Origin of the sequence: Arthrobacter terrae, assembly GCF_015708085.1 — a bacterium.
Classification (GTDB): Bacteria; Actinomycetota; Actinomycetes; order Actinomycetales; family Micrococcaceae; genus Arthrobacter_M; species Arthrobacter_M terrae.
In genome coordinates, this window is record NZ_JADNYM010000003.1 from 145,925 (window position 1) to 161,335 (window position 15,411).

14 protein-coding genes are annotated in these 15,411 nt (G+C 62.6%); 9 read left to right on the top strand and 5 right to left on the bottom strand.

All coding sequences use genetic code 11. The features are described from left to right. Window positions 1–468: 468 nt before the first annotated feature. Together IV500_RS21280 and IV500_RS02955 are read left to right on the top strand one after the other, a co-directional pair. Entirely contained in the window at window positions 469–1,686 is a 1,218-nt protein-coding gene (locus tag IV500_RS21280; protein WP_230854392.1) for a CAP and S-layer homology domain-containing protein, read from the top strand. 259 nt (window positions 1,687–1,945) lie between these two features. Further along, window positions 1,946–2,869 (top strand): hypothetical protein, encoded by a 924-nt coding sequence (locus tag IV500_RS02955; RefSeq protein WP_196395330.1) that lies wholly within the window; start codon window positions 1,946–1,948, stop codon window positions 2,867–2,869. Between the two features lie 265 nt (window positions 2,870–3,134). Here IV500_RS02955 and IV500_RS02960 read toward each other — a convergent pair whose 3' ends face one another. Continuing rightward, entirely contained in the window at window positions 3,135–5,588 is a 2,454-nt protein-coding gene (locus IV500_RS02960) for an excinuclease ABC subunit UvrA (RefSeq protein WP_196395331.1), read from the bottom strand. Between the two features lie 123 nt (window positions 5,589–5,711). Between IV500_RS02960 and IV500_RS02965 the strand changes: the two genes are divergently transcribed. The 4 genes from IV500_RS02965 (at window position 5,712) to IV500_RS02980 (ending at window position 9,936) form a co-directional block, all read left to right on the top strand. After that, window positions 5,712–6,752, top strand: a complete 1,041-nt coding sequence (locus IV500_RS02965; RefSeq protein ID WP_196395332.1) for a biotin--[acetyl-CoA-carboxylase] ligase — start codon at window positions 5,712–5,714, stop codon at window positions 6,750–6,752. Next, window positions 6,745–7,302 carry a PH domain-containing protein gene (locus IV500_RS02970; protein WP_196395333.1) on the top strand — a complete coding sequence of 186 codons (558 nt, stop codon included), beginning with the start codon at window positions 6,745–6,747 and terminating at the stop codon, window positions 7,300–7,302. Before IV500_RS02965 ends, IV500_RS02970 begins: the two co-directional genes overlap by 8 nt. Before the next feature lie 26 nt (window positions 7,303–7,328). Continuing rightward, window positions 7,329–8,543: an adenylate/guanylate cyclase domain-containing protein gene (locus IV500_RS02975; protein ID WP_230854393.1), complete on the top strand. Its 1,215-nt coding sequence runs from the start codon at window positions 7,329–7,331 to the stop codon at window positions 8,541–8,543. Window positions 8,544–9,132: 589 nt separating this feature from the next. After that, on the top strand, window positions 9,133–9,936 hold the full coding sequence (locus IV500_RS02980) for a PP2C family protein-serine/threonine phosphatase (RefSeq protein WP_196395334.1): 804 nt from the start codon (window positions 9,133–9,135) through the stop codon (window positions 9,934–9,936). Between the two features lie 109 nt (window positions 9,937–10,045). Here the strand turns inward: IV500_RS02980 and IV500_RS02985 are convergent, their stop codons facing one another. Beyond that, a complete protein-coding gene (locus tag IV500_RS02985; protein WP_312875807.1) occupies window positions 10,046–12,031 on the bottom strand; it encodes an aconitate hydratase in 1,986 nt (661 codons plus the stop codon). Window positions 12,032–12,148: 117 nt separating this feature from the next. Between IV500_RS02985 and IV500_RS02990 the strand changes: the two genes are divergently transcribed. After that, the gene (locus tag IV500_RS02990) at window positions 12,149–12,652 is read left to right on the top strand and encodes a GNAT family N-acetyltransferase (RefSeq protein WP_196395336.1); all 504 of its coding nucleotides are present in this window, start codon (window positions 12,149–12,151) and stop codon (window positions 12,650–12,652) included. A gap of 302 nt (window positions 12,653–12,954) precedes the next feature. After that, window positions 12,955–13,704 (top strand): 3-hydroxybutyrate dehydrogenase, encoded by a 750-nt coding sequence (locus tag IV500_RS02995; protein WP_196395337.1) that lies wholly within the window; start codon window positions 12,955–12,957, stop codon window positions 13,702–13,704. Between the two features lie 38 nt (window positions 13,705–13,742). Here the strand turns inward: IV500_RS02995 and IV500_RS03000 are convergent, their stop codons facing one another. The 3 genes from IV500_RS03000 to IV500_RS03010 are packed head-to-tail and all read right to left on the bottom strand — an operon-like array spanning window position 13,743 to window position 14,970. Continuing rightward, window positions 13,743–14,261, bottom strand: coding sequence for a DUF6177 family protein (locus IV500_RS03000; protein WP_196395338.1), 519 nt, complete (start codon window positions 14,259–14,261; stop codon window positions 13,743–13,745). Continuing rightward, the gene (locus tag IV500_RS22470) at window positions 14,258–14,491 is read right to left on the bottom strand and encodes a DUF6177 family protein (RefSeq protein ID WP_196395339.1); all 234 of its coding nucleotides are present in this window, start codon (window positions 14,489–14,491) and stop codon (window positions 14,258–14,260) included. The genes IV500_RS03000 and IV500_RS22470 overlap by 4 nt, the downstream gene beginning before the upstream one ends. Continuing rightward, the gene (locus tag IV500_RS03010; protein ID WP_196395340.1) at window positions 14,488–14,970 is read right to left on the bottom strand and encodes a hypothetical protein; all 483 of its coding nucleotides are present in this window, start codon (window positions 14,968–14,970) and stop codon (window positions 14,488–14,490) included. The genes IV500_RS22470 and IV500_RS03010 overlap by 4 nt, the downstream gene beginning before the upstream one ends. 88 nt (window positions 14,971–15,058) lie before the next feature. On the opposite strand from IV500_RS03010, the gene IV500_RS03015 reads away from it, so the two are divergent. Next, entirely contained in the window at window positions 15,059–15,325 is a 267-nt protein-coding gene (locus tag IV500_RS03015; protein WP_196395341.1) for a hypothetical protein, read from the top strand. Window positions 15,326–15,411: the final 86 nt, after the last annotated feature.

Genomic DNA, 15,411 nt, shown 5'->3' on the forward strand with positions numbered 1-15,411 from the left:
TTCACGCCCAAGGCAAGCAAACAGGTCGGCCGCCTCGACAAACCGATTGCCCGCCGCATATGCCGATCCACTGCGAACGCATCACCTGGATGACGCAGGCGATTCGGCGTCTCTTAACCGATGCCATGGAAGAGAACATCTGCCGTCGACAACTGCGGCACCGGGAAATCACAGAACGCCGCCGCCAACCGCTGAACTTCACCGCAGATCCTTGGCCGGGCCGGCATCCCCGCGTCGAAAGCGGGCAGCTGAAAATTAAGCCATCACAAATGCTGACTGGACCGGCGGTTGTGCCGATAGGAACAGTGGCGTGATCCTGCAAGGGTGAGGCCACGTGCGGATGCCATGCACATGACATCCGTTCCTTCATAGCCGTTTGGACGCCTTCACCAAGGCTGCGAACCGCACGGCTTCCCCAAAACGATTTGGTTTGGTCTCATGAGAAAACTTGCACTCAGGGCTTCCCTTATGCCCACCACCGTCGCGCTCGCCATTGCCCTGGTCTCCTTTTCCGCCGGAGCCGGAACCGCTGTAGAGCTGCCTCCCGTTTCCGAGACTGCGCCGGTGCTACCTGTCACGCCCCAGCCGTCACCGGGTCTGGCACCACCTGCCGGAGCGATCCCGCCGCCGGAAAATGTTGCTGTGCCGCCCTTGCCTGCGTCAGCGACATCATCATCGAAAGCCTCGTACGCACGCAAGGTCTTCGATCTGATGAACGTACAACGACGGGCGGCCGGCGTGCCATCGCTGCGCTGGAATCAGAGCGTCGCCAACGTGTCACAGGCCTGGGCCGATCACCTTGGCCAAGCCACCAAGAGCGCCTCCTTCGATTGGGGGCGCATCCACAGAACGGACGGCGGAGGTTCCCTGATTCCGTCCGGGGCCACTTGGTATGGCGAGATCATCGCCTTCAACTTCACGGAGGCTAACATCGTAAATTGGTGGATGGGCTCACCGCCCCACAAGGCGGCCATGCTGGACTGGAGAGAGACTGATACCGGTGTTGGGGTGGTGGTGCCCACCAGCGGGCCGTACCAAGGCTGGCACTTGGTTGTCGCCAACCTCGCAGGCTATCCGGCCTCCGCAGCGCCCGTGGCCAAGCCTGCCCCACCAGTGTCACCGTTCAGTGACTTGGTGGCTGGTCAGCCGTTCCTCAAAGAGATGAACTGGATGGCCAGCAGGAAAATTTCAACCGGTTACTCTGCGGCGAACGGGACCAAAAGCTACCATCCGCTGGAACAGGTGAATCGTGATGCGATGGCTGCCTTCATGTACCGGTTGGCGGGTTCTCCCTCCTATACGCCGCCAAAGACCTCCCCCTTCACGGATGTCAAACGGGGGCAGCAGTTCTACAAGGAAATCTGCTGGCTGGCCAGCAAAAAGATCACTACCGGCTATCCCGGTGCACGTGGAACGAAAGCATATCGTCCGCTCCAACCCATCGGCCGTGATGCGATGGCCGCTTTCATGTACCGGTTGTCAGGGTCCCCTTCGTACATGCCGCCGAGGACCTCACCGTTCGCCGATGTTAAGAGTACTCAGCAGTATTACAAGGAGATTTCCTGGCTGGCTGCGAAAGGTATTTCGACCGGCTGGGACGAAGCACACGGGAGGAAGAATTACCGCTCCCTGCAGCAGATCAACCGGGATGCGATGGCGGCTTTCATGTACCGCTGGGCCAATTAGCCGGGGAAGCGGGGAAACCGGGCCGCATATATTGATCGAATATGACGAGTTACTCCTAATGGCAGGATTCCCCCTTGCCCCGTTTTACCGAAAAATCGTATTCACTCAGTCCTGACGGGAAGACGCGCTCCCGCCGGGCCTGGCCGAAAGGCCCCCGGATCCCTAACAAAGTGGGGCCCGTCCTGCCTTCTGTTTCTCGACGTCTGCCCAGCAGTACAGCGCCATACAGCGGGTGTAGGCCGAGGCATAGAGTGGAGAGATGGATGACATCGGGTGGACCTTGTCAGAAACGGTGCTGAAAATCCCGGGGGCCAGCCCGAAGGCATCGGCGGGAACAGGAGGGAAAGCCCGCCGGGGAGCGGGAGCGGGAGCCGTAATGGCCAGCATTGCGCTCGCTGTCAGCGCCTGTACCGGGTCGTTTTCCGGTCCTGAGCCCTCCGCAGACCCAACATCCGGCTCAGTATCTCCCGGCGCCGCGACGTCCAGCACATTGGCGGAGCCGAATGCGACCGGCGCCGAGCCGGAATTTTCGCCCTACGGACAACCTGTAATCTCCGGGAAGGGCATGGGCAAGGGAAGCTTTGAACTACCGGTGCCGCTGAAGGCGGGTCAGAGGGTTGCTGTCACGGCTTCCTGTATTGGCAGCGGAATGGTACATATCAGCAGCGACGCCGGGACGGTGGACAGCGCTGCCAGCTGCACCAACCCCGGCGGCTTTTTGGCCGAAATCGGGGTGAAGGATCCCGGAGCCGATCAGAAGATATCCATGGACGCTGGCCCCGGTAACCAGTTCTGGCTCAAGGTTTTTGTTATGGACGCTCCAAGCATGGCGCCAGTGGAGGCGGGGGCAGCAGCCAGCCCGGAGACGGTGGAGTGGGCTAAGTCGGCTATCAAACCGGAAGGCATCGAGATCGCCCGGTTCGTGGACACGGGATCGGGTACGATCGCCAAGGTAATTCAAGTGCAACCGGGAATCTACAAGTGGACCGTCGCGTGCCGTGGCGGGGGCCATCTGCAGCTGACGTTCCCCGGCGACGATGACAAACCAGCGCAGGGGATGGCCTGTACGGACGGCGGAGTGGCCAGCAAAGTCGTCGACGTTCAAGCCGCTTCAACGGTAAAGATGACTGCGGAGCTGAGCCAGCGTGGCGACCTGATGTCGGTCCTGACACGTCAGCCATAGGAGAAAAGAAGACGTGTGCTCAGGAAATCTCATCAGAACGACGGACTAATAGCGTCGGGCCAAGTCCTGCGTCTGAGTCCTTTGGTGGTAAACGCAAATATCCAGGTCTTCGATGGCGGCCCTGTTCCGACACCTTTGGAGAATGTCAACTCAGGGGCCCACACCACCGAAGTCAGTGCTGCTGTGCCAAAATCGAGGATTGGCGCACGGTCTTCGCAGCCGAGTTTCAGGGTAGGCCTGCGACGGATGGACCCATGCTCACCTCCTATGCAGCGCTGTGGGCCGGTACCGCCATAACGGCGGACAGGTATGGCGCGGTGACGCTTTCTTTGCTGGCGAGCAGTTCCGGCGGAGTGGTTGTGGCAATGACCCGGCCACCCTTGTCGCCACCGCCCGGACCGAGCTCGATTACCCAATCGGATGCTGCGACAACGTCCATATTGTGTTCAACGGTAATGACAGTATTGCCCGCGGCCGTGAGTCTGCCAAACACGGCGATGAGGTCACGGACATTTGCCGGGTGCAGGCCACCAGTCGGTTCATCGAGGACAAATATGGTGCCGGTCTTCCCCGGCCGCTGAAGTTCAGTGGCAAGTTTGACGCGCTGTGCTTCGCCGCCGGAAAGTTCGGTGGCGGGCTGTCCCAGGCGCAGATAGGCCAGCCCGACGTCGGCCAGAGCGTTCAGCGAGCGGGCCACGGCTGGCGAGTCGGAAAAAAATCCTTGGGCTTGGGCTACGGTCATGTCCAGCACTTCGGCGATGTTCGCGCCGTGGTAAAGGACTTCCAGGGTCTGCGGGTTGTAGCGTGAGCCGTGGCAGGTTGGACAGGGCGAGTAATCGTCGGGCATGAAGATCAGTTCCACGCTGATGAATCCTTCGCCGCGGCAGGTGGGGCAGCGTCCGGCGTCAACATTAAAAGAGAATCGGCTGGCGGTGAAGCCCCTGGCTGCCGCGTCCGGTGTCTGGGCGAAGAGATTCCGGACGCCGTCGAAAAGTCCGGTGTAGGTGGCGGGGTTGGAGCGCGGCGAACGGCCGATTGGCTTCTGATCGATGGAAATGACACGGGTCTCCCCGTTGCCGGACCCAGCAGAGCTAAGTTCAACAGAGTTAATCAGCTCGTTGAGCAGGGATGTCTTGCCGGAGCCGGAGACGCCGGTAATGGCCGTCATCACCCCCAGTGGTATGCGGACTGTAATGTCCTGCAGATTATTGCGGGTCAAGGGTCCGAACGTCCGCCACGACGACGGCGTCCGAACCGTGTGAGCGGGGGTGCCGCCGGACGGAAACATGAATGCCGCGGTCGCCGATCCTTCTACCTGCTCGAGGCCGGCAGGTGGTCCGCTGTAAAGGACCGTGCCGCCGGCGCTTCCGGCGTCGGGGCCGACATCGACGATCCAGTCCGCCCGCCGTGCTATCCGAAGGTCATGCTCGACGGCGAACAATGAGTTTCCGGCGCCGATGAGTTCGCGCAGCGAGGCATAGAGGGCAGCGGCATCTGCCGGGTGCAGGCCCGAAGAGGGTTCGTCGAGCACGTAGAGGACTCCGAAGAGTCCCGAACGCAGCGCGCCGGCGAGCCGGATCCGCTGCAGTTCCCCCGGAGAGAGGTCCACGCTTGAGCGGCTCATCGACAAGTATCCCAAGCCGAGCCGGATGATGGCCTCCACGCGGCTGCCGAGGTCCTTTACCAGCGACCGGGCAGCGGACGAAGCAGGCGCACCATGCCTGTCCGAGCCGAGGGCCTGGGCCGTTAAGCCAACGTTCAGCACCTCGCTCAGGCTGGACAGCGGCATCGCCGCCAGCTCTGATATGTCGAAGCCGCCAAAGGTCACCGCCAAAGCCTGCGGATGCAGCCGTTTACCGTGGCAGGTGGGGCAGGGACCGGTGATCATATACGGCTCCAGCCGGGCGCGCTGGGATGCGGCTTCGGTCTTGGCATAGGTGCGGAGCAAATACTTTTCCGCGGACTGCCAGGTCCCGTTGTAGGGCCGCTTATTGCCGCCTTCCCGGGCATGGACCACGACCGTTGGCTCGTCGTCGCCGAACAGGATCTGCCGGCGGTCCTTGGCCGGAAGCTTGCGCCACGGAACGTGGATGTCGTAACCAAGCTCGTCCGCGATTCTGCGGTAGTTCACGCCCTGCCAGCCTCTATTCGCCCAGGCCGCAATGGCGCCGTCGTCAATTGACAGTGACGGGTCCGGGACCAACAGCTGCTCCGTGGTGCTCCGGACCACGCCGCTGCCATGGCAGGTGGGGCACGCGCCGGCAACGGTGTTGGGTGAGAAGGCGGCCGCCGGCAGGTGCTCGGCGCCGTCGGGATATGTCCCGGCGCGGCTGAACAGCAGTCGGAGTACGTCCGACGTCGAGCTGATCGTGCCAAGGGAAGACCGCGAACTTGCGGCTCCGCGGGCTTGTTTGAGCGCAACGGCCGGTGGCAACCCGTCCAGTAGCTCCACCTCCGGCACACCGGCCTGATCGATCAGGCGGCGCGCGTACGGGGCCACTGACTCGAAATAGCGCCGCTGCGCCTCGGCGAAAATGGTGCCGAAGGCCAGCGAAGATTTGCCCGAGCCGGAGACGCCGGTGAAGACGACGAATGAGTCGCGGGGGATGTCCACGTTTACGCTGCGCAAATTGTGTTCGCTGGCGCCACGTACCCGGACCCAGCCGGAGGAACCGGCGGGGAGGGCCGCTGGGGTATCTATTTGATCAATGGGTGCCATGCCTTCCACCGTAACAACCGGCCCCGACAGGCAGCCAGCTGGACCGCGTTTGCGCCTGCGGAATTATTGTTTCCTCTGTGCTCCCGCAGGGCGATGTCAGCGGCGCCCGATAAGATCGCAGGTATGACTTCGGTGCCTGTTCCCCTGAACCTGCAGCGGCTGCGCCGTGCGTTGATGCCCCCTGCAGGGAGTTATGGCCGGGTGGATCTGAAAACTTCAACCGGTTCCACGAATTCGGATCTGCTGGCGGTCGCAGCCGTGGAGAGCGGGTCCGCGGAAGGAAAGTGGTGGCCTGACCTAAGCGCTCTGACGGCCGAGGAGCAGTTTGCCGGGAGGGGGCGGTTGGATCGAACGTGGGTTTCCCAAGCCGGCAGTTCAATTATTGTCAGCGTGCTGCTCCGGCCGGAAAACGCCGGAAAGCCGTTGCCGATGACGTCCTATCCATGGCTGTCATTGCTGGCGGCGATTGCGCTGATCGAAGCGGTGGGGGATGAGACCGGGGTCAAAGCGGAACTGAAGTGGCCCAACGACGTTCTGATCAACGGGCGCAAGCTGGCCGGAATTCTGGCCCAGCTCGCGCCGCCATCGGCATCGGCACGCCTTCCGGAAGCTACGGGGGTTCCGGGGGTTCCGGGGGCCGCCGCAGGCCCGGTTGTCACCGCAGGCCCGGTTGTCATTGTGGGAACGGGCGTCAACGTATCTCAAAAACCGGCTGAACTTCCGGTGGAGACTGCTACTTCACTTGCCATCGAGCGTTCGCCCATGCTGGATCGGAATGTTTTACTGCCGGCCTACCTGGCTCGTTTTGCCGCCCTTTACCTCGCCTTTTGCGCTGCGGACGGAGACGCCCGCCGTCCGTTGGCGGACGGAGATAGTCTCATCAAGCGGGCGACGGCGCAGATGGTCACCTTGGGAACGCAGGTCCGTGCTGACTTCCCCGGGAATAGGAGTGTTTTCGGGCTGGCCGCAGGGCTGGATGCCACGGGTTCGCTGCTGCTGACCGATGCTTTGGGAGCCACGCACACGGTATCGGCCGGCGATGTGGTGCATTTGCGGCCCCACAACGCCGGCAGCGCTCGTGATTCCGGCGGCACTGGGGACGCTGTGGGGACTGGAAATTCCACAAAGTTGCCCGGTTCAGGTGTTTCCAGCCGTTATGCGTAGCTGGCTGGCGCCGGGGGAACAGGTGATTGTGCAGAGCAGGCCGCAGGCCCGTGCGCTGAGCGGGGCCGCTGTGGCCTTCATCCTTATCCCCGCAGCCGTCGGGTTCGCCCTGGCGTGGCTGAGCCATGGCGGGTTGGCGCGGCTGACAAGCCACCCGGGGCCCTGGCAACAGCCGCTGGCGATTGCCGTCGTCGTCCTCGGCATCGCCGCTCTTGTCTTGTATCCGCTGCGCCGGTTTCTGCGGTGGGTCCGAACGCTGTATACGTTGACCAGCCGTCGAATAGTGGTCCGACGCGGCTGGTTGCAGCGGGAGCGGCAGGACATTGCGCTTGCTTCGATCCGTAATCTGGGCACACGGCAATCGGCGCTGCAACGGATATTGCGCTCCGGGAATATAACCTTGGACATGGGGTACGACGGTGCAGCCGCTATCCCGGATATCCCCGAGGTGGCCCGATTCCGGGATTTGGTGCTGGACGCTATTAATGACTTACCGCACACGGCGCTGGCGGGACCAGAGGATGACTGGAACTATGCGCAGGATACTTGATCGAGACGGACGGGAGGAACTGGACCATGGAGGACGCAAGCGCAATGCCGGACGTTGATGAACCACGGGCGCCGGCAAATCCTGCAGCCCTCGGGACTTCGGCGGCGGCCGACGCTCGTGATGCCGCCGCGGACGCGGATGGGCTTGTTGAGACCGACGATCTTGTTCAGACTCCGGATGCAGCCGAGGCCGCGGATCCCGGCCCGGAACGCAGTGCGCTGCAGGCGCTGGAGGCGCGACTGCTCGGCGGGGAGCGCAAATTCCGTCGTCGGGATGTGGCCCACGGCGCGGGCGTGTCACTGCTTTCTGCGCGAAAACTCTGGCGTGCCATGGGCTTTCCAAATATAGGGGACGACGACGTCGCATTCAGTGAGCGCGATCGGGACGCCCTGACCACCGTCATTGATGTGGTGCGCGCAGGGCTCCTGACCGAAGAGGCGGCTATTTCGGTCACCCGGGCCATTGGCCAGATGACGGACCGAATGGTGGTGTGGCAGATCGAGGCACTGGTGGAGGATATTGCCGAGGAGCGTGGGGTCAGCGATGCCCAAGCGCGGCGGGTGCTGGTGTCCGAATTGCCGGATCTGATAGACCCGATGGAAAAAATGCTCCTCTATTCCTGGCGCCGTCAGCTTAATGCGGGCGTGCAGCGCCTTGCCGTCCGGGCCCAAGCCGGTCTGGATTCGAGTGCCGAAGGCCGGCATGGGGCCGAGGACGACGCGCCGCTGCCGCTGGCGCGTGCCGTCGGTTTCGCCGATCTGGTCAGTTACACCAGCCTGTCGCGGCGAATGAATGAAAAGACACTCGCCAAACTGGTTCAGCGCTTCGAAAACAAATGTGCGGAAATCATTTCCGTGGGCGGCGGGCGATTGGTCAAGACCATCGGTGACGAAGTCCTTTTCAACTGTGAAACGCCGGTGGCCGGAGCGGAAATTTCCTTGGCCCTGGCGGAAGCAATGGCAGCGGACGATTTTCTGCCGGAAGCCCGCGTGTCCATGGTGTGGGGCCGTGTTCTCTCCCGTCTGGGCGATATCTACGGACCGACGGTGAATCTGGCTGCCCGGCTGACGGCTCTGGCGGAGCCCGGCACCGTGCTGATCGATTCCACTACCGCTGCTGCGCTGAACTCGGATGAGCGCTTTGTGCTGATACCTCAGGAAGTTCAAGAGGTCCGTGGTTTCGGAGCCATTCACCCGGTTATCCTGGCCCGAGGTCAGGGAATGGGACTCGTCGTCGACTAATGCGACCCTGACCCGGTATTTCACAGTGCCGGGAGTCCGAGCTGATCCGGCTGCGACCGGCGGCCATTGGGATTAGCGGCAATGTTCTACCCGTCCAAGGTATTAAGGCCACAGCCGGCAGCGGCGGCGCCAGCTGGAGCTGGGCCAATCCGGACGCCCGCGACAGCGATGCCTACCTTTGGGCCTCGGTGGGTAAGGTGCATGCCAGCCAGTTCGAGGCGATCAGGACGGCAACGGATAATTCGACGGGGCGCGGTTTTTAGCGCGCGGTGTGCCCGAAATTTCGTAGAGTGTTAACAGTGCGCTCTGCTGCAGAGATCCGGAGCACCCACCGAACGGCCGTATGCCCGTGAAAGAACAGGACGAAAACTTACCTCATGGCCCCTCAGCGCAAATTCGTCAATGCCTTCGTGGTCCATCAACGGAGCAGTAGAATCCCGGACAGTGCGCCCTTGGCTGGGCCTCCGGCAGACAGCGCCATTACCGTGCCCGCCTTCGTCCGGACGCCTCTCACGCGGCGGCATCCAGTACTGCCTGCACACAGCTCAACGGTGAATTTCGGTTTCCGGCATTTTGTCGGTGGAGGCGCATGAGCGGTCGCGACGGGGTTGGAGCCATCCGCCTCACCGTTGGCCACTGCACGGACATTGGGCTGCGGCGGCAGGTAAACGAAGATTCCTTCCTGGCCCGTAACCGGCTCTTCGCCGTCGCCGACGGAATGGGCGGACACGAGGCTGGCGACGTTGCGAGCCGCCTTTGCATCGAGGCACTGGCCGACCATCCGGGGCTGACTTCAAATGCGGAAAAGATTACGGCGTTGGATCTGCAAACGGCCTTGGAGCTGGCAGATACCAGCATCCGAGCGGAAACGGGAGGCCGGGCCGGTACCACCGTATCCGGCGTCGTGCTGGTAGAGGAGTCCGGGCAACCGTACTGGTTGTTCTTCAACGTGGGGGATTCCCGCTCCTACCGGCTGAGTGCAAATGGGCTGGAGCAGGTGAGTGTTGACCACTCCGAGGTGCAGGAACTGGTGGACCTGGGAGAGATCACTGCCGAGCAGGCGCTGGTTCACCCGCGGCGCCATATCGTGACACGAGCGCTGGGAGCTGGAACGCAGAACACGGCCGACTTCTGGCTTACCCCGGTGGAAGTACCTGAGCGGATCCTCATCTGTTCCGACGGACTCACCGGTGAAGTGAGGGATGAGCAGATCCAGTCAATCCTGCAGGCGAGTCCCGATCCCCAACAGGGCTGCGAAGAGTTGGTTCAGGCCGCGCTACGCTCCGGTGGCCGGGACAATATTACCGTCATCGTCCTGGACGCAGCGCGACGGACAGCAGCGGACCGGCTTCCGGACGCGGAGCAGCCGAACGATCAGGACGGGTTGGGCTAGACGTTGCCGCGGTCCGCCGCGGCCAATCCTGAAGGCCATTGGCCTTGGGTCAGGCGAGGATAGAGAATCCACCTGATTGTTCAGCCCCGTTCGTTCTTGGCTTGTCCGTTCAGCCCTGTTTGTTCTTGGCTTGTTCGTTCTTAGCCAGTGCGATCCGGTAGGGGATGCGTCCTCCTGCCAACACCATAGCCGCTTGGCGTGGTGAGAGTCGGTGGCGCAGGATGATGCTGCGGCCACCGAGTGTGGCTTCCACCTCCGGGCCGTGTTCCAGAGCTTCGCGAAGGCCCGAAAAGCCTACGGTATCCCCTTGGCTGATGGCTTCATAGTCCTCCGGGCTCGTGAATTCCAGGGCGAGCACGCCGAAATTCGCTAAATTCTGCCAGTGAATCCGGGCAAAGGACTTTGCGATCACCACCCGCAGCCCCAGATAGCGCGGGGCAATGACGGCATGTTCACGGGAGGAACCCTGGCCGTAGTTTTCCCCGGCGATTACCAGATGGCTCGGCCCGGCGTCTCTGGCCCGGTCGGGGTAGCTGTCATCGAGCTGGGAAAAGGCAAATTCGGCTATTTTGGGTATGTTGCTGCGGAATGGCAAAACGCGGGCACCAGCCGGCAGGATCTCATCCGTAGAGACGTTATCTCCCATTTTTAGTACCACCGGCATCTCCAGGTCATCTGGCAGTGGATCAAAACTGGGGAGGGATGAAATGTTCGAGCCCTTCACCAGTTTCACCTTGGCCGCTTCCGCAGGCGGCAACGGTGGCAGCAGCATGGCCGTGTTTATGCTTCCGGTCTTGGGCAGCATCGGCCGTACATAGTCAAAGCCAAGCTCCCGGGGGTCGGTAATGACCCCGGTGAGGGCGGCTGCGGCTGCCGTTTCGGGCGAACAGAGCCAGACGGCGTCCTCTTTGGTACCGGACCGGCCCGGGAAATTCCGGGGGACCGTGCGCAGGCTATTGCGGCCGGTTGCCGGAGCCTGGCCCATTCCGATACAGCCCATGCACCCGGACTGGTGGATCCGGGCACCGGAGGAGATCAGCTCAAAGAGCCAGCCGCCCCGGGTCAAATCCTCCAGAATTTCCCGTGAGGTGGGGTTAATGTCCACCGAGACCTGCGGACTGCTCTGGCGCCCGCGCAGTGTCTCGGCGACCACCGCGAAGTCCCGCAGACCGGGGTTGGCGGAGGAGCCTACCACCACCTGGTAAACCTCTTCGCCGGCCACCTCCCGCACAGGAACCACATTTCCCGGCGACGACGGCTTGGCTATCAGCGGTTCCAGGCGGGACAAATCAATGCTGTCCTCGACATCATACGTCGCGCCCTTATCGGCAAGGATCTCACGGAAATCCTCGACACGGCCCACCGATTTCAGATACTCCAGCACCGCACCGTCACTGGGAAAGATGCTGGTGGTGGCGCCCAGTTCAGCGCCCATGTTGGCAATGACGTGGCGGTCCATAGCCGTCAGTGATGCCAGTCCCGGTCCGTGGTATTCCACGATGCGCCCGACACCACCGTTCACATCGTGGCGGCGCAGCATTTCCAAAATGATGTCCTTGGCCGAGACCCAGTCCGGCAGCTCACCGGTCAGTTCAATGCCCCAGATCTGCGGCATCTGGATATAGAGCGGATCCCCGGCCATTGCCATCGCCACCTCCAGACCGCCCACACCAATGGCCAGCATGCCGATGGCTCCGGCTGCGCAGGTGTGCGAGTCCGAACCAACCATCGTGGCGCCCGGGCGGCCAAACCGTGCCTGATGCACCGGATGCGAGACGCCGTTGCCGGGCTTGGAGAACCACAGACCAAACCGCTGTGCGGCGGACTGAAGGAACAGGTGGTCCTCGGGGTTCTTTTCATCGGTCTGCAGGAGGTTGTGATCCACATACTGCACAGAGAGCTCGGTCTTGACCTGATCCAGTTCCAGAGCCTCCAGCTCCAGCATCACCATGGTGCCGGTGGCGTCCTGGGTCAGGGTCTGGTCGATGCGAAGGGCGATTTCCGTACCGACGGTCATTTTCCCGTCCAGAAGGTGCTCGCTAATAAGCTTTTGCGCAACATTTTGTGCGCCGTCTTTGCTTGCTGTCGGTGTCACGGCCTGCTCCGTTTCCTCGGTATGTGTACCTGTGCCCGTCCTTGAGACCATGCTAGGCCTGATTCCCGGTCCCTGCCCAGCACCGCATCCAACCCGGTTTCCTGTCAGACTTGGACCATGCCTGACGTCACACTGACCCTTCCACGCGGCACTGCCATACTCCGGCGCGCCACCGCCGCAGATCTTCCGGTGGTTATCGAACTGCTCGCGGATGATCCCATCAGCAGGGCCCGCGACGATGCCGGTGATTCCGGCGAGTTGCCCGCGTTGGAGAATGCCTTTGCCGCCATTGATTCTGACCCCGCCCAACAGCTTCTCGTCGTCGCCGGACCATCCGCAGACATCGTCGCCACGATGCAGCTGACCGTTATTCCGGGGCTGGCCCGCGCCGGCGCCTCCCGCCTGCAGATTGAGGGCGTTCGCGTACGGACCGATATGCGGGGCCAAGGGATCGGCGGGGCGATGATCCGTTGGGCCGTCGACGCAGCTCCTGCCCTCGGAGCCGGGCTGGTCCAGCTGACGTCGGATGCCGTGCGGGTCGATGCCCACCGCTTTTACGAACGGCTCGGATTCACCGCTTCGCACATTGGCTTTAAGCACTCCGTGGCAACAGATTTCTGAGATTCGTCCAGTGCACTGGAGGCCGTCGCCAGAGGCCGCAGTAGGCGGTCTCTTCGGAGCCTGAATGTCAGTCCCGCGATTTAGCGTTATGACTTTCAGAGGCGTACATGGACCTGCTGTCCCGTTGCGCGAACCGGCGCAGACCTCGACGAAACTATTCCACGAGGTGTCGCTGCGATGAGGCAAGATGGAACTGTGAGCCAAGCGGGCCCGGTCAAGGCAGGCCCGGTCAGCTGCATCCCCAGCACAGAGGTCGGGTAGAGCGCTGCACGGGATCACGAAATGAGATGAGGGAATGAATCATGACACAACAACTGCAGGGCCGGTCAGCCCTCGTGACGGGGGCCGCCAGCGGTATAGGGGAGGCAATCGCCAGAGCATTTGCCGCAGAAGGAGCACGCGTGATTGTTGCGGACCTCAACGGCAACGCCGCGGCAGAGGTAGCGTCGGATATCGGCGGCGAGGCGTGGATCATTGACCTCACCGACCGGGCGGCGGTTATGCAACGACGGCTCGACGTCGACATCGTGGTGAACAATGCCGGCTTCCAGCACGTGCGTGAAATTCAGGACTTCGATCCGGACACGTTTCACAGGATGCTCGGGCTCATGGTTGAGGCGCCGTTCCTGCTGGTCCGCTCGGCGCTGCCGGCCATGTACGAACGAGGTTTCGGCCGGATCATCAATGTTTCAAGCGTTCACGGACTCCGGGCATCCGCGTTCAAAAGCGCCTATGTGACCGCTAAGCACGCCCTGGAAGGGCTTTCCAAGACGATCGCCTTGGAAGGCGCTGAGCATGGCGTCACCAGCAACTGCATCAACCCCGGATATGTGAACACGCCGCTGGTGCAGAAGCAGCTTGCGGACCAAGCGCAAGTCCACAACATCCCGGTGTCTGAGGTAGTTCAGACGGTCTTACTGGAACACAATCCGATCAAACGGATGGTCGAGCCCGCCGATGTCGCTTCGCTCGCTCTCTGGCTGGCCGGACCCCATGCTTCGATGGTGACCGGTGCCTCCTACTCCATGGACGGCGGATGGACGGCGCGGTGATAAACCCTTAACCGCCTTTTCGGCTGCGCCGGCTTTTGTTATCCGTCCGCCCCTTCCAGGTGCGCAACCAGTTGCATGTACTCTTCCAAAGGATGCAGTTGGCCGGGCAGGGGTTCCTGAGCGTACGTCACTGCGACGGACTGAGATGGTGCTGTTTCCAGCAACCGGGCGCGTGGACCGGCCAGCGTAAGGGCGCGGTCCCCACCTGCGGCGAAGGATTCGAGCTCGGCCGAGCTGAGCGGATCGGTAGTTTCGGCGAGCAGCTCGAGACTTTCATGTACGCCGGTGGCTGTCCGCTCAACGGTGAGGGTGGCGATCGTGGGGACGTTCGTTCCGGGGCGGGCATTGCCGACGACGACGAGGGCGGCCGGCGCGGGGGCGCCGGCATAACAATATCCGGTGACCGCTGCGACGTCCCAAGGTTCGCTGACGGGCTCGTGTACGCCCCAGCCCGCGGGGGAGCTGCCGGTCAGTTCGCGGAAAACCTGCTCCGCGAGGTCGCCGATCCTGGCGGTCACGCTGGCCGGATGGAGGGTACTGGCGCGAACGTGGATCATACCGCCAGCCGCTGGCAACCGGACCGGGAAAGCAGTTCGCTCAGCGGCAGGGTCAGCGCCGCATTACTAGGCGTAAGCACAATGACCTTCTTTCCGGCCTGCTGTGCTGCGGCCCAGGCGCGGACAATCCAGCCGGACCGGTACACCACTGGTTTGTCTGCAAATACGACGGCGGTGGAGGCCGTGCTGAAGTCAAAGATGCCGTTGAGGTCAAAGGCAGAGTCGGTCACGGTCGGTTACTTCCGGCTAGTGCTTGAACGGGCGGCAGGACGGCACCGGCGCAATTGCCGGCGATCGCATGAGCCAGCTCTTCGACCAGCATGTCCGGTTGGGAACCCGCACTTTTCTCCGAGGTGGGGGCGTCGCTGGATCTCAGCACATGCAGCTCCAGCCACCAGAGGCTGCTGACCATGTCATCAGCTCCGGTAGCAGTGGCGGTACCGCCAGCCAGAACCGCCGGAAGTATGGTGTCCGGTACGGTGGAGATCGTCGCGCCGGGCAGCAGCCGGCCAATCTCGCTCGGGACCCGGACGAGGCGTGGGAGTTCGACGGCCAGCTGAACGTCGCCGTCGTCGTACTGCAGAAGCTCCAGGACCATCCCGCCGGCCGCCTCACGCACGTAGTGCTCCGGCATGGTGGCCAGCAGGCAACGCAGAATCAGGTCCCGGTCCGGCTGGTCGGCGCAAAGGACGGTCGAGTCCTGGCTCATATTTTTTCCTTGGCTGTGCGGGCGTTGGCGGCGACGGAGTCGGTGGTGAGGGACGCGACGTACCGGGCGCGGGTGTTGGCGTCGTGAGGTGGCGGTAGGTGAGCTGCAGGATATTTTTGAGCTGAATGCCACGTGCCGGCGGAATAGGCATTCTTTCCGGATTACCGCCGTCGCGCATGAAAGCGATCAGCGGCTCTTCCGTTTGTTTTATACCGGTCACAACGCGGACATCGCAGAGTCGTTGGGATTGAACAAGAGCGACGCCGGTGTGTACTGGACGGTCGTCCCGGAAGCCGAGACTAACGACGTCGAGCTCATCCAGAACCGGCTGAAAACACTTCAACCCGGAAAATAGGGCTTTCGACAGCCCCATCCCAGGCGGCGCAGGGGCGTGCCGATGATCCGTCGCCGCCGTTACCTCTTGGGGGAAGTTGCAGGGCC

Excerpts from the sequence above, each read along its gene's own strand:
- IV500_RS21280 (WP_230854392.1), top strand. The coding sequence starts at position 469 with ATGCCCACCACCGTCGCGCTCGCCATTGCCCTGGTCTCCTTTTCCGCC.
- IV500_RS02955 (WP_196395330.1), top strand. The coding sequence starts at position 1,946 with ATGGATGACATCGGGTGGACCTTGTCAGAAACGGTGCTGAAAATCCCG.
- IV500_RS02960 (WP_196395331.1), bottom strand. The coding sequence starts at position 5,588 with ATGGCACCCATTGATCAAATAGATACCCCAGCGGCCCTCCCCGCCGGT.
- IV500_RS02965 (WP_196395332.1), top strand. The coding sequence starts at position 5,712 with ATGACTTCGGTGCCTGTTCCCCTGAACCTGCAGCGGCTGCGCCGTGCG.
- IV500_RS02970 (WP_196395333.1), top strand. The coding sequence starts at position 6,745 with ATGCGTAGCTGGCTGGCGCCGGGGGAACAGGTGATTGTGCAGAGCAGG.
- IV500_RS02975 (WP_230854393.1), top strand. The coding sequence starts at position 7,329 with ATGGAGGACGCAAGCGCAATGCCGGACGTTGATGAACCACGGGCGCCG.
- IV500_RS02980 (WP_196395334.1), top strand. The coding sequence starts at position 9,133 with ATGAGCGGTCGCGACGGGGTTGGAGCCATCCGCCTCACCGTTGGCCAC.
- IV500_RS02990 (WP_196395336.1), top strand. The coding sequence starts at position 12,149 with ATGCCTGACGTCACACTGACCCTTCCACGCGGCACTGCCATACTCCGG.
- IV500_RS02995 (WP_196395337.1), top strand. The coding sequence starts at position 12,955 with ATGACACAACAACTGCAGGGCCGGTCAGCCCTCGTGACGGGGGCCGCC.
- IV500_RS03000 (WP_196395338.1), bottom strand. The coding sequence starts at position 14,261 with ATGATCCACGTTCGCGCCAGTACCCTCCATCCGGCCAGCGTGACCGCC.
- IV500_RS03010 (WP_196395340.1), bottom strand. The coding sequence starts at position 14,970 with ATGAGCCAGGACTCGACCGTCCTTTGCGCCGACCAGCCGGACCGGGAC.